The sequence below is a fragment of the Variovorax sp. P1_H12_2 genome (genome assembly GCF_056405335.1).
The window spans coordinates 1-16,489 of sequence record NZ_JBFUCI010000102.1; the positions used below are offsets into that span (position 1 = coordinate 1).

At 69.4% G+C, this 16,489-nt stretch carries 17 protein-coding genes, 2 pseudogenes and 1 riboswitch; of the genes and pseudogenes, 6 read left to right on the plus strand and 13 right to left on the minus strand.

The genetic code is table 11. The features are described from left to right. The 6 genes and pseudogenes from AC1D2K_RS12840 to AC1D2K_RS12865 all read right to left on the minus strand — a co-directional run. Positions 1-221: pseudogene (locus AC1D2K_RS12840) on the minus strand (long-chain fatty acid--CoA ligase); the annotation flags it as partial. Next, positions 218-1,036, minus strand: a complete 819-nt coding sequence (locus AC1D2K_RS12845) for an ABC transporter ATP-binding protein (protein WP_478089217.1) — start codon at positions 1,034-1,036, stop codon at positions 218-220. The pseudogene AC1D2K_RS12840 and the gene AC1D2K_RS12845, both read right to left, overlap by 4 nt. A gap of 3 nt (positions 1,037-1,039) precedes the next feature. Beyond that, on the minus strand, positions 1,040-2,221 hold the full coding sequence (locus tag AC1D2K_RS12850; protein ID WP_478089218.1) for an ABC transporter substrate-binding protein: 1,182 nt from the start codon (positions 2,219-2,221) through the stop codon (positions 1,040-1,042). Between the two features lie 23 nt (positions 2,222-2,244). Then, positions 2,245-3,282 (minus strand): branched-chain amino acid ABC transporter permease, encoded by a 1,038-nt coding sequence (locus tag AC1D2K_RS12855; protein ID WP_478089219.1) that lies wholly within the window; start codon positions 3,280-3,282, stop codon positions 2,245-2,247. Beyond that, positions 3,282-4,163, minus strand: a complete 882-nt coding sequence (locus AC1D2K_RS12860) for a branched-chain amino acid ABC transporter permease (RefSeq protein ID WP_478089220.1) — start codon at positions 4,161-4,163, stop codon at positions 3,282-3,284. The genes AC1D2K_RS12855 and AC1D2K_RS12860 overlap by 1 nt, the downstream gene beginning before the upstream one ends. Beyond that, positions 4,160-5,020 (minus strand): ABC transporter ATP-binding protein, encoded by an 861-nt coding sequence (locus AC1D2K_RS12865; RefSeq protein ID WP_478089221.1) that lies wholly within the window; start codon positions 5,018-5,020, stop codon positions 4,160-4,162. The genes AC1D2K_RS12860 and AC1D2K_RS12865 overlap by 4 nt, the downstream gene beginning before the upstream one ends. Positions 5,021-5,138: 118 nt before the next feature. Here AC1D2K_RS12865 and AC1D2K_RS12870 point away from each other — a divergent pair, with 118 nt between their 5' ends. Together AC1D2K_RS12870 and arfB are read left to right on the plus strand one after the other, a co-directional pair. After that, entirely contained in the window at positions 5,139-5,816 is a 678-nt protein-coding gene (locus AC1D2K_RS12870; protein ID WP_478089222.1) for a TetR/AcrR family transcriptional regulator, read from the plus strand. 3 nt (positions 5,817-5,819) lie between these two features. After that, a complete protein-coding gene (gene arfB, locus AC1D2K_RS12875; protein ID WP_478089223.1) occupies positions 5,820-6,233 on the plus strand; it encodes an alternative ribosome rescue aminoacyl-tRNA hydrolase ArfB in 414 nt (137 codons plus the stop codon). Here the strand turns inward: arfB and AC1D2K_RS12880 are convergent. After that, positions 6,223-7,914 carry a SulP family inorganic anion transporter gene (locus tag AC1D2K_RS12880; RefSeq protein ID WP_478089224.1) on the minus strand — a complete coding sequence of 564 codons (1,692 nt, stop codon included), beginning with the start codon at positions 7,912-7,914 and terminating at the stop codon, positions 6,223-6,225. The genes arfB and AC1D2K_RS12880 overlap by 11 nt on opposite strands. Positions 7,915-7,984: 70 nt before the next feature. Between AC1D2K_RS12880 and AC1D2K_RS12885 the strand changes: the two genes are divergently transcribed. Continuing rightward, positions 7,985-9,382, plus strand: coding sequence for a coniferyl aldehyde dehydrogenase (locus tag AC1D2K_RS12885; protein WP_478089225.1), 1,398 nt, complete (start codon positions 7,985-7,987; stop codon positions 9,380-9,382). Between the two features lie 10 nt (positions 9,383-9,392). On the opposite strand, the gene AC1D2K_RS12890 is transcribed toward AC1D2K_RS12885, so the two are convergent. Then, positions 9,393-10,235 (minus strand): AraC family transcriptional regulator, encoded by an 843-nt coding sequence (locus tag AC1D2K_RS12890; RefSeq protein ID WP_478089226.1) that lies wholly within the window; start codon positions 10,233-10,235, stop codon positions 9,393-9,395. An 89-nt stretch (positions 10,236-10,324) separates the two neighbouring features. Here AC1D2K_RS12890 and AC1D2K_RS12895 point away from each other — a divergent pair, with 89 nt between their 5' ends. Next, the gene (locus AC1D2K_RS12895) at positions 10,325-11,566 is read left to right on the plus strand and encodes an MFS transporter (protein WP_478089227.1); all 1,242 of its coding nucleotides are present in this window, start codon (positions 10,325-10,327) and stop codon (positions 11,564-11,566) included. Positions 11,567-11,609: 43 nt separating this feature from the next. Here AC1D2K_RS12895 and arsC read toward each other — a convergent pair. From arsC to AC1D2K_RS12920, 5 genes and pseudogenes are all read right to left on the minus strand, one after another. Continuing rightward, positions 11,610-11,969, minus strand: a pseudogene (gene arsC / locus AC1D2K_RS12900) (arsenate reductase (glutaredoxin)); the annotation flags it as partial. 11 nt (positions 11,970-11,980) lie between these two features. Next, on the minus strand, positions 11,981-12,655 hold the full coding sequence (locus tag AC1D2K_RS12905) for a glutathione S-transferase family protein (RefSeq protein ID WP_478089228.1): 675 nt from the start codon (positions 12,653-12,655) through the stop codon (positions 11,981-11,983). A gap of 64 nt (positions 12,656-12,719) precedes the next feature. Then, entirely contained in the window at positions 12,720-13,232 is a 513-nt protein-coding gene (locus AC1D2K_RS12910) for a 6,7-dimethyl-8-ribityllumazine synthase (protein ID WP_478089229.1), read from the minus strand. Between the two features lie 86 nt (positions 13,233-13,318). Beyond that, positions 13,319-13,478, minus strand: a riboswitch (FMN riboswitch). A 106-nt stretch (positions 13,479-13,584) separates the two neighbouring features. Continuing rightward, entirely contained in the window at positions 13,585-14,676 is a 1,092-nt protein-coding gene (locus AC1D2K_RS12915; protein WP_478089230.1) for a DNA glycosylase AlkZ-like family protein, read from the minus strand. A 39-nt stretch (positions 14,677-14,715) separates the two neighbouring features. Then, positions 14,716-15,207: a SixA phosphatase family protein gene (locus AC1D2K_RS12920; RefSeq protein ID WP_478089231.1), complete on the minus strand. Its 492-nt coding sequence runs from the start codon at positions 15,205-15,207 to the stop codon at positions 14,716-14,718. A gap of 136 nt (positions 15,208-15,343) precedes the next feature. Between AC1D2K_RS12920 and AC1D2K_RS12925 the strand changes: the two genes are divergently transcribed. Then, positions 15,344-15,853: a C40 family peptidase gene (locus AC1D2K_RS12925; protein ID WP_478089233.1), complete on the plus strand. Its 510-nt coding sequence runs from the start codon at positions 15,344-15,346 to the stop codon at positions 15,851-15,853. A 117-nt stretch (positions 15,854-15,970) separates the two neighbouring features. Then, positions 15,971-16,489 (plus strand): thiamine pyrophosphate-dependent enzyme (locus tag AC1D2K_RS12930; RefSeq protein ID WP_478089232.1); only part of this gene is annotated, 519 nt, incomplete at its 3' end.

Consider the following 16,489-nt stretch of genomic DNA (forward strand, 5'->3'; position numbering starts at 1 on the left):
ATGCGGTTCTCGGACAGGATGCCCAGGTGGCCGCCGGCCGGCAGCCCGAGCGCGCGCAGCCCGAGGCCGAAGTGGCTGGCTCGGCGGTGGTAGTCGGCCCAGTGCACCGGATGCCAGATGCCGAAGTCCTTCTGGCGGATCGCGATCGCGGCGGGCCGCGTGCGCGCCTGCTCGCGCAGCATCTGAGGCAGGGTCAGCGCGGGGAGGGCATGGTTCGTCATGACAGCCAGCGCTTGCGGCGCTTGTAGTGCTTGAGGCCGCGGAAGCTGCGCGCCTCGCCGCCGCCGCCCACGCCGAGATAGAACTCGCGCACGTCGGGGTCGGCCGCGAGCCGCTCGGCACTGCCGTCGATCACGATCTTTCCGTTCTCCATGATGTAGCCGCGGTGGGCGACGGCCAGCGCCACGCTGGCGTTCTGCTCGACCAGCAGCATCGACACGCCGCGTTCGGCGTTGATGCGCGCGATGATCGTGAAGATGTCCTCGACCAGCTTGGGACTCAGGCCGAGCGAGGGTTCGTCGAGCAGGATCAGCTCGGGCTCGGCGACTAGCGCGCGGCCGATCGCCAGCATCTGCTGCTCGCCACCCGACAGGTAGCCGGCCAGGCCCTTGCGGCGCTCGTGCAGGCGCGGCAAGTAGGCATAGACGCCATCGAAATTGCGCGGCGCCGGCCCGCGGCCGGTGTGCGCGTAGGTGGCGGCCACGAGGTTTTCCTCGACCGTGAGGTCCTCGAACACGCGCCGGCCTTCCATCACGTGGCAGAGGCCGCGCCGTACCAGTTGCTGCGGCGCCAGGCGGTCGGTCGAAATGCCGTTGAATGCGATGCGGCCGGCCTGCAGTTCGCCGTCTTCGAGCGCCAGCAGGCCGGACACCGCCTTCAGCGTGGTCGACTTGCCGGCGCCGTTGCTGCCGAGCAGCGCCACGATCTCGCCGCGCGGCACGGCCATCGACAGGCCGCGCAGCACTTGCACCACCTTGTTGTAGACCACCTCGATGTTGTTGATCTCAAGGACCAGGTCCGCCGGCGCGCCGTCCATCCTTCAGTCCAGCTTGATCCAGTCGGAGGACGGCACCATCTTCTGCGTCTTCATGTCGGCCGTGTACACGCGGCCCACCGGGATCGAGTTGCCCTTGATCGTGATCGGCACGCCGATCAGGCCGCCGGTGTCGAAGTCCTTGATGGTGTTGAGTGCCGCCTTGAGGTTCTTGCCGTCGAGCGGCTTGCCGGCATCGAGCGTCCGCTTGGCGGCCTCGGTGAACAGCATCGCGGTCAGGAAGCCCTGGGTGTAGGCCGTGCTCTGGTACTCGGGGCGCATCTGGCGGATCTTGTCGAGCATCGGCGACTTGGCCGAGGTGTCGTAGTAGTAGCGGTAGGGCATCACGCCCATGAAGCCGTCACCGGCCTCGCCCATCTTCATCACGGTCGAGCTGTCCATGGTCCAGAAGGTGCCCATCCACTTGCTGGTCATGCCCATCTGTTTGCCCTGCTGCACGAACTCGGGGATCGGCGCCAGGATGTAGCCGTGGAAGATCGTGTAGTCGGGATTGGCGCGGCGCAGCTTGATGACCTCGGTCGACACGTCGACGCTGCCGGGCGGGGTCATGAGCTTGACCGGCACCGAGAGGCCCAGCTTCTTCGCCATCGCCTCGCTGGCCTCGATCGGGTCGCGACCGAATTCGGAGTCGGAATACACGAAGGCCACCTTGGCGCCGGGCTTTTCCTTGGCGATGTGTTTCAGCAGGATGCCGAACATCTCGGTGTAGTCGGGCCCGACCAGGAACTGGTTCGGGTACTTGGCCGGGTCGTTGAGCTCGGTCGCGAAGGAGGCGCCGGCCATCATGATCTGGCCGCTGCGGTCGAGCTCGGGGTTGATGGTCTTGGCGAAGCCCGTGGAGTCGCCGTAGTACAGGTTGACCTTGTTCTGGCTCGTGATCTTCTTGAAGGCGGCGACCGAGGCATCGACCTTGTAGCCGGTGTCTTCCGGCACGTAGCGCAGCTTGCGGCCCTTGATGCCGCCGGCGTCGTTGACGATCTTCACGTAGTCGGCGATGCCGGCGTTGATGCCGATGCCGGCGAAGGCGAAGACGCCGGTCATCGGGATCGAGCCGCCGATCACGATGTCGTCTGCGGCTTGGGCATGCACCGCCAGCGGTGCGGCGAGGGCGGCCGAGGCGGCCAGCAAGAGGGTGCGGCGGCGTGCCGAGACGGATTGCGATTTCACGATGTCTCCTTGTTGGATGCGGCCTAGGTCTTGAAGGGCCACAGATGGAAAAAGCGGCGAATGCGCCGCCACACTTCTGCGAGCCCGTGCGGCTCGAACACCAGAAAGCCGACGATCAGGAGACCGAAGACGACCGTGCGCACCGGCGAGAGGAACACCGTCATCTCGGTGCCTCCGGGCAGCAGGTCGAACACCAGCTTGAGAAGCTCCGGCACCATCGTCATGAAGACAGCGCCGAGGATGCCGCCGAGGATGGTGCCCATGCCGCCGACGATGATCGCGGCCAGGAAGAAGATCGACATCAGGAGCGGAAAACTCTCGGGCGTGACGACCCGGAAGAAGTAGGCCCACAAGCCACCTGCCACRCCGGCGTAGAACGACGACAGCCCGAAGGACAGCAGCTTGTAGCGCAACAGCGGAATGCCCAGCACCTCGGCCGAGATGTCGCGGTCGCGGATCGCGATGAAGGCCCGGCCGATGCGGGTGCGGAACAGGTTGGCGGCCCCCAGCACCATCAGCAGCGTCACCGGCAGGATCACCCAGTAGAGCCGGAACGAGGTGTCGAGCGCGAGACCGAAGAACTGCGCGGGCGGCAGCGACAGGCCGCTGGTGCCGCCCGTGAGCTTGAGATTCGCGAACAGGAAGTGCGCGATGAATGAAGCCGCGATGGTCGCGATCGCGAGGTAGAGGCCCTTGACCCGCAGCGAGGGAATGCCGACCACCAGGCCGCCGAGCATTGCCACCACGCCGCCGGCCACCAGGTTGAGCAGGAAGGGCGTGCCCAGCCGGGTGTGCATGATCGCGACCGTGTAGGCGCCCAGCCCCATGAAGGCGGCCTGGCCCAGGCTCACGAGCCCGGTGTAGCCGGTCAGGATATTGAGGCCGGTGGCACTCGCGACATTGATCGCGACCAGGCAGGCCAGATAGAGCCAGTAGTCGCTGGCCATGAAGGGGAACAGCAGCAGCAACGCGGCACCGAGCCCCAGCCAGGTCTTCTGGGTGCGCGAATCGAACAGCGCCGCGTCGGCGATGTAGCTCTGCTTGAGGGTTCCTATCCGCATCAGAGTCTTTCGATTTCGTGGGTGCCGAACAGGCCGTACGGGCGGATCATCAGCACGACGACCAGCACCACGAAGGTCGCCAACAGCTTGTATTCGCCGCCGAGGTACGAGCCCGCCAGCGCCTCGACCAGCCCGATGAAGACACCGCCGACCAGCGCGCCGAGCACGCTGTCGAGGCCGCCGACGATCACCACCACCAGCACCGAGAGGCCGAACACGCCCATCGACGACGAGATGCCGCCGATCGAGCCGACGATGATGCCGGCGACCGCCGCGATCATGGCCGAGGCCACCCAGGCGAGCGAGAACACGCGCGGCACGTTGATGCCCATCGAGTAGGCGGCGGCCTGGTCGGAGGCGGTAGCCCGCAATGCGACGCCGCCGCGCCAGAAGCGGAACACCAGCAGCACCAGCACGATCAACACCAGGGCCACCAGGGCGCCGTAAGCCACCTTGGGCGCCAGGAAGGCGTCGCCGATCATCACCGGCGTCTTCGGCAGGAACTCGGGCAGCCGGCGCTGGTCGGCGGTCCAGACGATCTCGACCAGGCCGACCAGGATCGATGCCAGGCCGACGGTGACCATGAAGACCGAGATCGGCGGCTCGCCGAGCAGCGGCCGGATCATGGTGCGCTCGACCAGCGCGCCGAGCAGGCCGGTGCCCAGCACCGCACCGAGCACCGCCAGCCAGATCGGCAGCGAGAAGCTGGCGGCGAAGGCAAAGAACAGGTAGGCGCCGATCATCAGCATTTCGYCGATCGCGATGTTGACCACCCGCGTGGCCTTGTAGACCAGCACGAAGGCGAGCGCGGCCAGTGCATAGAGGCCACCGCTGGCGACCCCGTTGAGGGCGATCTCGAACAGGTAGGCCCAGTCCATCATGCGGTTGCCGCCACGGCCGCGCCGCGCAGCTTCTCGCGCAGGGTGGAGACGTCCCCGGCGCCGAGGTAGGCCCGGATCACCTCGGGGTCGGCCTGCACCGTCGCCGGCGCGCCCTGCGCGATGACCTGGCCGAAGTTGAGCACCACCACGTGGTCCGAGAGGTCCATCACCATGCCCATGTCGTGCTCGACCATCAGGACGGTCACGCCCCATTCGTCGCGCACGTCGAGGATGAAGCGCGCCATGTCCTCGGTCTCCTCGCGGTTCATGCCGGCCACCGGCTCGTCGAGCATCAGCACGCGCGGCTGCATCGCCAGCGCGCGCGCCATCTCGACGCGCTTCTGCAGTCCGTAGGGCAGGGCCGACACGGGGGCGTGGCGGATGTGGTCGATCTCGAGGAAGTCGATGATGCGTTCCTCGACGTCGCGCCGCAACTCGGCTTCCTCGCGCCGGGCGCGGCCGAAATAGAGCAGGGCGTCGAAGACGTTGGTCTTGAGGTGCGAGTGGCGGCCGAGCTTGATGTTGTCGAGCACCGTCATGCCGCGGAACAGCGCGATGTTCTGGAAGCTGCGCGCGAGGCCGAGCCGGGCCCGTTGCGGCGCCGGCAGCGTCGTGATGTCGCGGCCTTCGAACAGCACCCGGCCGCTGGTGGGGTGGTAGAAGCCCGAGATGGTGTTGAAGAGCGAGGTCTTGCCGGCGCCGTTGGGGCCGATCACGGCCGTGATGGAGCCGGCCGCGACCTCGAAGCCGACGCCGCTCAGCGCCCGCACGCCGCCGAAGGCGAGCGTGAGCGACTCGACCTGCAGCACGGGGCTGGGCGGCATGGCGGCGTCGGGACGGGCTGGGGCGTCAGGCATCGATCAGGGTTTGCGCGGAAGGAAGTGGGGTTACCCGTGCGTAGAATTTCTACTCACCGGTAATGTTCGATGCGACGCCCTCCGGGCGGCATCGGGACTTTCCCGGGCACCCCGATCCATGGCCACCAGGACACTCCCCAAGCCCACAGGCGCCTCGCCCTGGAAGCCGGCCGGCGTCCGCGCGCAGCAACGCGAGGCCAAGCGCAACGCGGTGCTGCAGACGGCCGCCAAGCTGTTCAACGAGCGCGGCTACCACGCGACCTCGCTCGACGACATCGCGCAGCGGTTGCACGTCAGCAAGCCCACGCTCTACTACTATGTGAAGAGCAAGGACGAGATCCTGCTCGAATGCGTGCGCACCGCGCTCGGCATGATGCAGGAGGGCATCGACGAGGTCCGGCGCGCCGGCGGCAGCGCGATCGACCAGCTCATGGCGTGCATGCGGATCTACTCCCGCATCGTGATGATGGACTTCGGCATGTGCGTCATCCGCATCGGCGAGGATCCGTTGCCGGCACCGCTGCGCAAGGAGCTGCGCCGGCTCAAGGCCGGCATCGACGGCGAGTTCCGCCGGCTCATTGCCGACGGCATCGCCGAAGGCTCGCTGGCGCCCTGCGACCCCAAGATGGCGGCCTTCGTGCTGGCCGGTGCGCTCAGCTGGATCGGCCGCTGGTACCGGCCCGGCGGCGGGCTCGACCCGGAGCAGATCGCCGACCAGAGCATCGCGCTGCTGATGTCCGGCGTGCAGCAGCGGCCGGCGACGACGAGGAAGGCGGCGGCGCGCAAGTCAAAATAGCGGATGTCCACGCCGCGTCCGCCCGTTCTCATCGATCCCCTGGAAGTCGAATTCAGCGCCATCCGGGCCCAGGGTGCGGGCGGCCAGAACGTCAACAAGGTGTCCAGCGCGGTGCACCTGCGCTACGACATCCCCGCGAGTTCGCTGCCCGACGACGTCAAGGAGCGGCTGCTCGCCTTGCGCGACAGCCGAATCACCCAGGAGGGCGTGCTGGTGCTGAAGGCGCAGCGGCACCGCAGCCAGGAGATGAACCGCGTCGATGCGCTGGCGCGCCTGCAGGAGCTGGTCGACGGCGTCGCCACGCCGCCGCGCGCCCGCCGCGCCACCAAGCCGACTTATGGCTCCAGGCAGCGCCGGCTCGAAGGCAAGAGCCAGCGCGCGGAGATCAAGAACCTGCGCGGACGGGTCAAGGACTGAGCGCTTCGGCCGCCGCCGGTGGCCGCGCGAGAGCGGCCAGCGCCTCGCTGTCGGTCCGGTAGCCGAACAGCATCGGCCCCGGCGCCAGCAGCCCGGCGCGCTCGAGCACCTGCTGCGCCGGCAGCTTCAGGCCCGAGATGTGCAGCCGCACGCCCTGCGACTCGAGCAGGCGGCGGATGCTGCCGAACACTTCGGCGCCCGTGATGTCGATGCGGTTGATCGGGTAGGCGAAGAGGCAGACGTCGGTCAGCCCGGGCCGCTCGGCCAGCGCCACCGTGATGGCGCGTTCCAGCGTGCTGGCCGATGCGAAGTCAAGCTCGGCGTCCATGCGCAGCGCGTAGAGGTCGGGCGCCAGCGGCGGCAGGTGCCACAGGTGGCGGTCGCGCAGGCTGCCGTCCGGGTGCAGGCCGACCTCGATGATGCGCGGATGCAGGTGGCGGTACATGTAGTGCGCCAGCGCGGCCAGCAGGCCGCCGAGCACGCCCCAGTAGATCGATGGCGCGGTCGCGATCGTGAGCACGAAGGTGCCGAGCGCGATCGACGCCTCGATGCGGGAGATGCGCCACAGCGCGACGAAGGTCGAKGGCCGCAGCAGCCCGATGGTGGCGGTCGCCACGATGGCGGCCAGCACCGCCTGCGGCACGTGGTAGAGCAGCGGCATGGCCCACAGCAGCGCGGCGGCGACCACGGCGACGCTGAACAGCGTCGCCCATTGCGTCTTCGCGCCGGCGTACAGCGTGATGGCCGAGCGTGAGAAGGAGGAACTGGTCGGGAAGGAGCCGGTCAGGCCCGAGGCGATCTTGCCCAGGCCCTGGCCGATCAGGTCCTGGTTCTCGTTCCAGAGTTTGCCGGCGCGCGCGTTGTCCACCTTGGCGCTCGACGCGGTCTCCAGAAAGCTCACCAGCGTGATCAGGAAGGCGGGCAGCAGCAGGTTGCCCAGTTCATTGATCGAGAGGCCGCCAGGCCAGTAGAAGCCCGGCAGGCCCGAAGGCAGCGTGCCGATCACCGCGCCACCGTGCAGCGCATAGCCGACCGCGGCGCTGATCGCCGCGGCGGCCGCGACCAGCGCCATGGTGGTCGGGAAGCGCGGCGCCAGCCGCTTGCCGAGCCACAGCATCGCCATGCCTCCGAGGCCGAAGGCGATCGCGACGAGGTCGGGCAGCGGGCCCTGCATCAGCTGCGTCACCGAGCGGCCGGTATAGCCCAGCAGGGCCGGCAACTGCGAGAGCGTGATCAGCACCGCAGCGCCCTGCGTGAAGCCCATCAGCACCGGTGAATTGACCATCCGCAGCAGCCAACCGAAGCGGACCGCGCCCAGCGTCACCTGCATCAGGCCCGACAGCAGCGTGAGCCAGACCGCGTAGGCCACCCATTCGCGGCTGCCGGGAATCGCCAGTGGCGCCAGCGAGGCACCGACCAGCAGGCTGGTGAGGGCCGTGGGGCCGACCGAGAGCCGGGCGGAGGAACTGAAGAGCAGCGCGACCAGCGCCGGCAGCAGCGCGGCGTAGACGCCGGTCACCAGCGGCATGCCCGCCAGCGCCGCATAGGCCACGCCCTGGGGGATGACCATCAGCGCGACGGTGACGCCGGCCGCGGCCTCGTTGACGAGCAGGGCCCGGTCGGGGCGCGGCCAGGCGAGAAAGGGAAGCCAGCGTTCGAGCTGGGCGCGGGTCAGGGCCATGGGCGCGCGTCGCGGGAGGTTGGGGAATGCACCCGCCGATGATACGGAAGGGCCGGGGTAGATTCGCCTCATGACGGATCTGCGATCTCTCTTCGATGCCCAGCACCGGGCCAGCCGCGATGCGCCCGTGGTGCCCGTCGCCGAGCGGCGGGATCGGGTGCAGCGGATTCAGCGGCTGCTCGATGCGCATGGCTCCGCGATCGCGGCGGCGGTCGAGGCCGACTTCGGCGTCCGCTCCGCCGCGCTCACCGAGGTGGCCGACCTGCTGGTGCTGCGCAACCTGCTGGGCCAGCTCCTGCGCCGCCTCGAGGCCTGGAGCCGGCCGGTGCGCGTGCACACGCCGATGCAGCTGAAGCCCGCGCGGGCCTGGATCCAGCGCCAGCCGCTCGGCGTGGTGGGCGTGATCTCGCCCTGGAACTACCCGCTGCAGCTCTCGCTCGGGCCGGCGGCCACGGCGCTGGCCGCGGGCAACCGCGTGATGCTCAAGCCCAGCGAGCTGACGCCGCGCACCTCGGCGCTGCTCGCCGAGCGGGTCGCCGAGGCCTTCGCCCCGGAGGAGTTCGCGGTGGTGCAGGGCGACGCCGGCGTCGCGTCGCAGTTCGCGGCGCTGCCTTTCGACCACCTGTTCTTCACCGGCTCGACCGCGGTCGGCCGCAAGGTGGCGCAGGCCGCGGCGGCCAACCTCACGCCGACCACGCTGGAGCTGGGCGGCAAGTCGCCCTGCATCGTCGACGCCTCGGCCGACCTCGACGAGGCGGCGCTGCGGATCGCGCACGGCAAGCTGCTGAACGCGGGCCAGACCTGCATCGCGCCCGACTACGTGCTGCTGCCCCGCGGGCGCGAGGATGCCTTCGCGGCGGCCTGGCAGCGTGCGGTGGCGCGCCTGTTTCCGCGCATCGAAGGCAACCCCGACTATGCGGCGATCCTGGGGCAAGGGCACCTGGAGCGGCTGCGCGCGCTGCTGCGGGAGGCGAAGGACAGCGGTGCGCGCATCGAGCAGGCCATCGGCCTCGCCGATCCGGCGGCTCGCCAACTGGCACCAGCGCTCGTGATCGGCCCGGACCCGGGCCTGCGCCTGCTGCAGGAAGAGATCTTCGGCCCGATCCTCCCGGTGCTGCCCTGCGACGACAGCGAGGAAGCGATCCGCTACATCAACGGCCGCCCGCGGCCGCTCGCGCTCTACTGGTTCGGCACCGACACCGCGGCACGCGACCGGGTGCTGGCCCGCACGCTGAGCGGCGGCGTCACCGTCAACGACACGCTGATGCACGTCGCGCACGACCACCTGCCCTTCGGCGGCGTCGGCGAAAGCGGCTGGGGCTCCTACCACGGGGAGGCGGGCTTCCTGCGCTTCACGCAGCAAAAGGCGGTGCTGGTGCAGTCGCGCTGGTCGGCCGGGGCGCTGATCTACCCGCCCTACGGCGAGCGATTCCGCCGGATGATGAAACTGCTGCGCTGGCTCGGTTGAGCCGGTTTCCTCAGTTGCGCTTCTTGTGCTGGAAGGCGGTCGGCGACTGCCCGGTCGCGGCCTTGAACATCGCGCAGAAGGCGCTGTCGGTCGCGTAGCCGCTGGCCGAGGCCACCAGGCTCACCGCCATGCCGCGTGCGAGCAGCGGCAGCGCATGCGCCAGCACCGCCTGCTGGCGCCACTGCTGCCAGCTCATGCCGAGCTGGTCGCGAAACAGGCGGGCCACCGTGCGTTCGCTGGCGCCGATCTGCTGGGCGCGTTCGGCCAGCGTGGCGCGGTTGGCCGGATTGCGCAGCAGCGCCTCGCACAACTGGCGCAGGCGCTTGTCGGCCGGCAGCGGCACGTCGATGCGGATCTGGGTGGCGCGCTCGAGTTCGTCGACCAGCAGCGGCGCGATCCAGCGCTCGCGCTGCGCCGCGTGCGGATCGGCCGGCGGCAGGCCGTCGGGCGTGGTGTCCAGCGCCAGCATCAGCGCGCGCAGCAGCGGGCTGATCTCGAGCACCTCGCAGCGCTCCCAGACCGGGCCCAGCCAGCTGTGCAGGTACACGGTGCGCAGTTCGGCATCCTCGATCAGGGAGATGCTGTGCGGCATGTCGGCCGGGACCCAGAGCGCGCGCGAGGGCGGCACGATGTAGCTGCCGTCCTCGGTGCTCAGGCGGATCACGCCGCGGGTCGAGAAGGTCAGCTGCGGCCAGGGATGGCGGTGCAGTTCGACCAGCGTGTCGGCGTTGAGGAAGTGTTCCTTGGCCCGCAGCGGCCGCAGGGCGTCGGGCGCGTAGAGGTGTGGCGTGAGCGGCCCGACGCTGTTGGCGGGGGCGGGACCGGGCGCGAATGGGGCGACGGTAGGCGGCATGAATTCGACAAATGTTGTCTCTGTATCGCCATTCTGCCGTGCCGGGCCGGCTTAGGATCGACCTCCACGCCAGTTTCTTGTTGCAATCCATGTCTTCCGCTTCTCCCGCCAGTTCCGCGCCCACCGTGCGCTCCGACGTCAAGCTGATCGGCCTCGTCGGCCTGGCGCATGCCGTCAGCCATTTCAGCCAGCTGTTGCTGGCGCCGCTGTTCCCATGGCTGAAGGACGCGTTCCACGTCAGCTACACCGAGCTCGGCGCCGTGCTGACCGTGTTCTTCGTCGTCTCCTGCCTGGTGCAGGCGGCCTCGGGTTTCATCGTCGACAAGCTCGGGCCGCGGCCCGTGCTGTTCGTCGGGCTGGGCATGCTGGGCCTCGCGGCCTTCGGCTATGCGCTGGCGCAGAACTACTGGATGCTGCTCGGCTCGGCGGTCGTTGCGGGCATCGGCAACGGGGTGTTCCATCCGGTCGACTACACGCTGTTCAATCGCAAGGTGGCGCCCACGCGCCTGGGCCATGCCTACAGCGTGCACGGCATCACCGGCAGCCTCGGATGGGCGCTGGCGCCGGCTTTCGTGGTGCCGCTGGCAATGGCCTTCGGCTGGCGCGTGGCGCTGGCCTCGGGCGGTGCCGTGGCGGTGGTCGTGCTGGGGATCCTGTGGCTCAACCGCAGCGTGCTGTCGCTCGACGTGAAGGCGGTGCAGAAGGCCGTCGGCGCGGATGCCACGGCCGGCGGCGAGTTGGCCTTCCTGCGCATTCCGGCTGTCTGGATGTGCTTCGGTTTCTTCTTCTTCTATGCGATGGCGCTCAGCGTGGTGCAGACCTTCGCGCCGTCCGCCGCCGGGCGCCTGCACGAGGTGCCGGTGGCACTGATCGCGATCTGCCTGACGGTCTACATGGTCGCCAGCGCGGCCGGCATGGTGGTGGGCGGCTTCCTGGCCTCCGATCCGTCGCGCTGCGAGCGCATCGTCGGCGCCAGCTTCGGCGTGGCGGCGGTGCTGGCGCTGGTGCTGGCATTCGCCGACCTGGCGCCGGCGCTGGTGCCGGTGATGTTCGGGGCGATGGGCTTCGCCTCGGGCATCGCCGGGCCGTCGCGCGACCTGCTGGTCAAGCGCTCGACACCCGCCAATGCCACCGGCCGCGTCTACGGCGTGGTGTACGCCGGGCTGGACATCGGGCAGGCGGTGGCGCCGCTGATTTTCGGCCGGCTGATGGACCACGGCCAGTACACCAGCGTGATCGTGGGCCTGGCGGTGGTGCAGGGCGTGCTGATCGCCAGCGCCTTCAACGTCCGGCGCGTCCGCCGCGAAGCACTGGTGCCCGCTTCGGCCTGAGGCTTCCTGCCTGCCTCGCTCTGCCCGAGCGTCGCGCTCAGCGCTTCGGCAGGATGTCGAGCACCTGCTCCGCCGGCCGGCACAGGCGCGTGCCCAGCGGCGTGACCACGATCGGGCGGTTCAAGAGGATCGGATGCGCGACGATGAAGTCGAGCAGCTGGTCGTCGGTCCACTTCGTGTCGCCGAGTCCGAGCTCGTCGTAGGGCGTGCCGCGCTGGCGCAGCAGATCGCGCACCGGGACGCCCATCGCGACGGCCAGCGCGCGCAGCCGCTCGCGGGTGGGCGGCGTCTTCAGGTATTCGATCACCTCGGGCTCGAAGCCGTGTTCGCGGATCAGCGCCAGCGTGTTGCGCGAGGTGCCGCAGCCCGGGTTGTGGAAGAGGGTGACTTGGCTGGTTTGCATCCGCCGTATTCTCAGGCCTCGGCGCCTTCCCATCCCGGGGTGAAGGGAAAGCGCGCGGCCCAGAAAGCCTGCAGCCGCGGATCGGCATCGACGCGCCGCACCACCTCGGCCATGCGCGGGGCTTCGCGGTAGAAGCGCAGACGGCGCGGGGTCCAGCGCGAGACCACGGTCACATACAGGTCGAGCAGGCCGAGGCTGTCGCCCAGCAGGTAGGGGGTGCCGCGCGGCAACTGCGCATCCATCAGGCGCCAGCATTCGGCGATGCGCTCGGCACTGCGTTCGAGCACCACCGCCTCGGCCGCCGCGTCCGCGGCCAGGCGCGATGGCATGTCACGGACCCAGTACATCGAATAGATCGCGGCCGGGATGTAGATCATCCAGCGCAGGTACTGCGCGCGCAGCGGGTGGTCGGCGGCGGGCGCGAGGCCGGCTTCGGGGTGGCGGTCGCCGAGCCAGAGCAGGATCGCGGCGCTCTCGGTCATGACCTCGCCCGAGGGCAGCACGAGGACCGGGGCCTGCCGCTGCGGGTTGAGCGGCGCCAGCTTTTGGCGCTCGGATTCGCCTTTCCAGGGCGCCACGTCGACGATGTCGACCGGCGCGCCGATCAGCGTGAGCGCGGCCTGAACGGGCGTGGCGCCCGAGCCGGGCGCACCGTAGAGGGTGTAGGGGCGGGCAGCGGTGCTCATCGCCGAAAGCGTACACCGCAGGCGCCGCATCTTCCAGCGCCTGCGAGGACAGCGAGGCCTGCGATCAGGCCGCGATCAGCGCATCGACGCGGCGCAAGCCTTCGATGGTCTTGACGCAGGCTTCGGCCACCTCGGTGCCCTTCACCGCGAAGTGCTGGTGGAAGTACTTGCGGTGTTCCACGTGCTCGTGGAAGTGATGCGGCGTGAGCACCGCCGACAGCACCGGCACGTTGGTCTCCAGCTGCACCGTCATCAGCGAATTGACCACCGTGGTGGCGACGAAGTCGTGGCGGTAGATGCCGCCGTCGACCACCAGCGCGCAGCCGACGATGGCGGCGTAGCGGCCCGAGGTGGCAAGCCGCTTGGCGTGCAGCGGGATCTCGAACGCGCCCGGCACGTCGAACAGGTCGATGGTGTCGAGCGGCACGCCCTGGCGCTTCATTTCGGCCAGGAAGGCGTCGCGTGCCTGGTGGACGATGTCCGAGTGCCACTGCGCCTGTACGAAGGCGATGCGCTGGCCGCGCGGGGCGTCCGAGGCAGTGATGGCGGAGAGGGGAAGGTCGTTGATCTGACTCATGGTTTGCCTTTGCAAGGATTTCCTGAATCAGGGCGCACGAACCCGACGCCCGGCCGGCACGAGAACGTGCCTGCCCGACCACGGGATCGCGCTCTCTTTCATCCGGACTGTGACCGTCGGCCCCGGGATCTCACCAGGTCTGCTGACCCCGAGACTCATGCAGAGAGCCTCGGGCGCTCGCGGGCTCGTGCGGCTTGCGCCGCCATCACCGCCGGTGGGGAATCTCACCCCGCCCTGAGAACGCTGCTCCGGCTCGCGCCGAAGCAAGGACGGATTCTAGGCAAGTCCGGCCGGCCGCGCTGTCGCCCAGGGGCCAAGACCCCGGATCGGCCGGGGCTGGCGCGTCGGGGTCTCAGCGGCCGGACAGGAATTGCGTCATGCGCTGCATCTCGTCGTCGAGCGCGGCGCGAAACGCGGCGCCCTTCGGCGGAGTGCCGGCATAGCCGAAAGCGGGCTGCAGCCGGCCGTCGCGCGCCGAGACATTGGCCCATCCGATCACGCGCTCGTGCCACAGCATGGGCAGGGCGTAGTAGCCGAACTTTCGCTTCGGCGCCGGCGTGTAGGCCTCGAACTTGTACGTCCAGCCCCATAGCAGCTCGAACCGGCGGCGGTCCCACACCACCGGGTCGAACGGCGCGAGCAGGCGAAGCTGCTCGTCGGGCACGTGGCGTCGCGAGGCCGGGTTGTCGTCCGCTGGCCAGTACCAGGTCGTGCCCTCGATGCGGCAGCTGGCGAGCTCATCGCGCGCCAGGCGCAGCGCCGCCTGCGTCTGCACCGTGAGATGCGGGGCGCCGTAGCCGAGCAGGCGCACGAGATAGGTCAGGCTCGCAGCCGGCAGGGGCGCGTACTTGCGCACCACCAGATCGACCAGCGCGGCGGCGCGTTGCGCGCGACCGGCGGGGCTGTCGTCGGCCGGCGGATGCGTCACCGCCTCGTAGATGCGCGTGCCGCTGTCGCGCCGCTTCACGCGCAGCATGCCGCGGTAGTGCATGTCGTCGAGCAGGTGCGTGCTGGCGTTGCTCGAACCGCCCCAGTAGTTCTTCATGCGGCCGTGCGCGAAGTGCTGCTCGACCTCGCGCGGATGCACCGGTCCGCGCTCGCGCACGAAAGCCAGCACCTCGGCCGCCTTGCGCCGGGTCTCGGCATCCCAGTCGCGGCTGGCCTCGCGCGGGTGCATCAGCGCCAGGTGCTCGCGCGGCAGGAAGCCGTAGTTGACGAGGCAGTCTTCCTCGACTGCGAGCCGCGTGTAGCGATTCTCCAGATCGCCGGCGCGGTAGTCCTTGACGCGGTGGCGCAGCGTGAGGTCCTGCGCGCGCGCCGGCGCGCGGATCGGATCGGCCTGCACGAAGCCCAGGCGCTGGATCGCGCGCGGCAGCGTCGTGGGCGTGAAGAGGGTCCGCGCCACCGCGTAGCGGCGCAAGGCGTCGAGGGTCGGCTCAGGCATGCAGCAGATTGCAGCACAGCTGCGGGATGTCGCCGGGCGCTACTTTTTCGGCGCGTCCAGCTTCACTTTCGCCGGGGCGGTCTGCCTGACATCGGCCCATGTCTTCGTCTCGAAGTGGAACTCGGCGACCGCGCACGTGGGCATGTCGATGATCTCGCTCGACAGCCGGTGCGCGAGCTCGGTGAACTCGGGGTTGTGGCCGAAGAGCATCACGCGGCCCAGCTTGTCGTCGAGTGCGCCGATGACGGCGAGCAAGTCGTCCGGGCTGCTGGCGTACATCCGTTCATCGACGACGATGTCCTTGCGGGGGTAGCCGATCTCGGCGGCGATGAGCTGCGCCGTCGTCAGCGCGCGCAGTGCCGGGCTCGACACGAGCAGGTCGGGCTTCACCCCGCGTTTGCCGAGACGCTTGCCCATCATGGGCGCGTCCTGGCGGCCGCGATCGTCCAAGGGTCGCTCCCGGTCGGGCAAGGACGGATCGTCGCGGCTCGATTTGGCATGCCGCACCAGAAACAAGGTCTTCACGATCACCTTTCGAGCTCGTTCTACTCTACACCCGCTTGGCGGCCAGGCGCGCGCCGCGGTGAGTTGGGCATTGGACCCGGAGGCGATCTTGAATACAGTACGCCCCACACCTCGACCCGCCATTCCGAACCACCGATTCATGATGCCCGACGCAACCGTTTCAACAGCTCGTGCCCGCAACGCCCCGCTGCTGCGCCTGCTTCCGATCGCGGCCTGTCTCCTGGCGCTGGGCTGCGCGAGCCCGCCGGCGCCGGGGCCCGCCATCGGTGCCGCGTCGCTGACGGCCGAGCAATCGAACGACGCCGCGATCCATGCGCTGGGCCTGGTCGGCACCCCCTACCGCTATGGCGGCAATACRCCGGAGGGCGGCTTCGATTGCAGCGGGCTCATCGGCTACGTGTATCGGAAGAGCGCGGGTCAGGCGACACCGCGCACGGTGGCGCGAATGGGCGCCTTCGGCCGCCCGGTGGCCGTGTCCGAGATCCGCTCCGGCGACCTGGTGCTCTTCGGCGCTGCCACGCCTTCGCACGCGGGCATCTACGTCGGAGAGGGGCGATTCGTGCATGCGCCGTCGACCGGCGGCGAGGTGCGGCTCGATCGCCTCGACGGGGTCTACTGGTCGCGTCAGCCGGTGCAGGCGCGCCGCCTCTGAGGGGGGCCTGTCCGCAGGCAGTCCCCGCACAGGTGCGCCGCGATGCGTATTCCTTCGCTGCGCTTTGCGGCGCATACTGTGCCGGTGGCGCGACATGCTCGCGTCGAGAGAACGAGGATGAACTCGCCGCAACCTCTGCGCTTGTACGTGCCCGAGCCGACCGGGCGACCGGGTCACGAGACCGACTTCTCCTACCTGCACCTGTCGCCTGCCGGCGCCGTGCGCAAGCCGGCCCTCGACGCTTCGCCTGTCGACACGGCCGACCTGGCTTTCACGCTGGTGCGCGTGCTCGACGAGGACGGCCGCGCGGTCGGCCCGTGGGCGCCGCAGCCCGATGTGCCGCTGTTCCAGCGCGGCCTGCGCGCGATGATGAAGACCCGAGCCTTCGACGCGAAGATGCTGATTGCGCAGCGGCAGAAGAAGATCTCTTTCTACATTCAATGCCTGGGCGAGGAGGCCGTAGCGACCGCCCATGCGTTCGCCATCCAGCCGGGCGACATGTGCTTTCCGACCTACCGCCAGCAGGGCCTGCTGCTGGCGCGTGACGACATTCCATTGGCGGAACTGATCTGCCAGTTGATGAGCAACGAACGCGATCCGATGAAAGGGCGCCAGCTGCCGGTGATGTATTCGTAC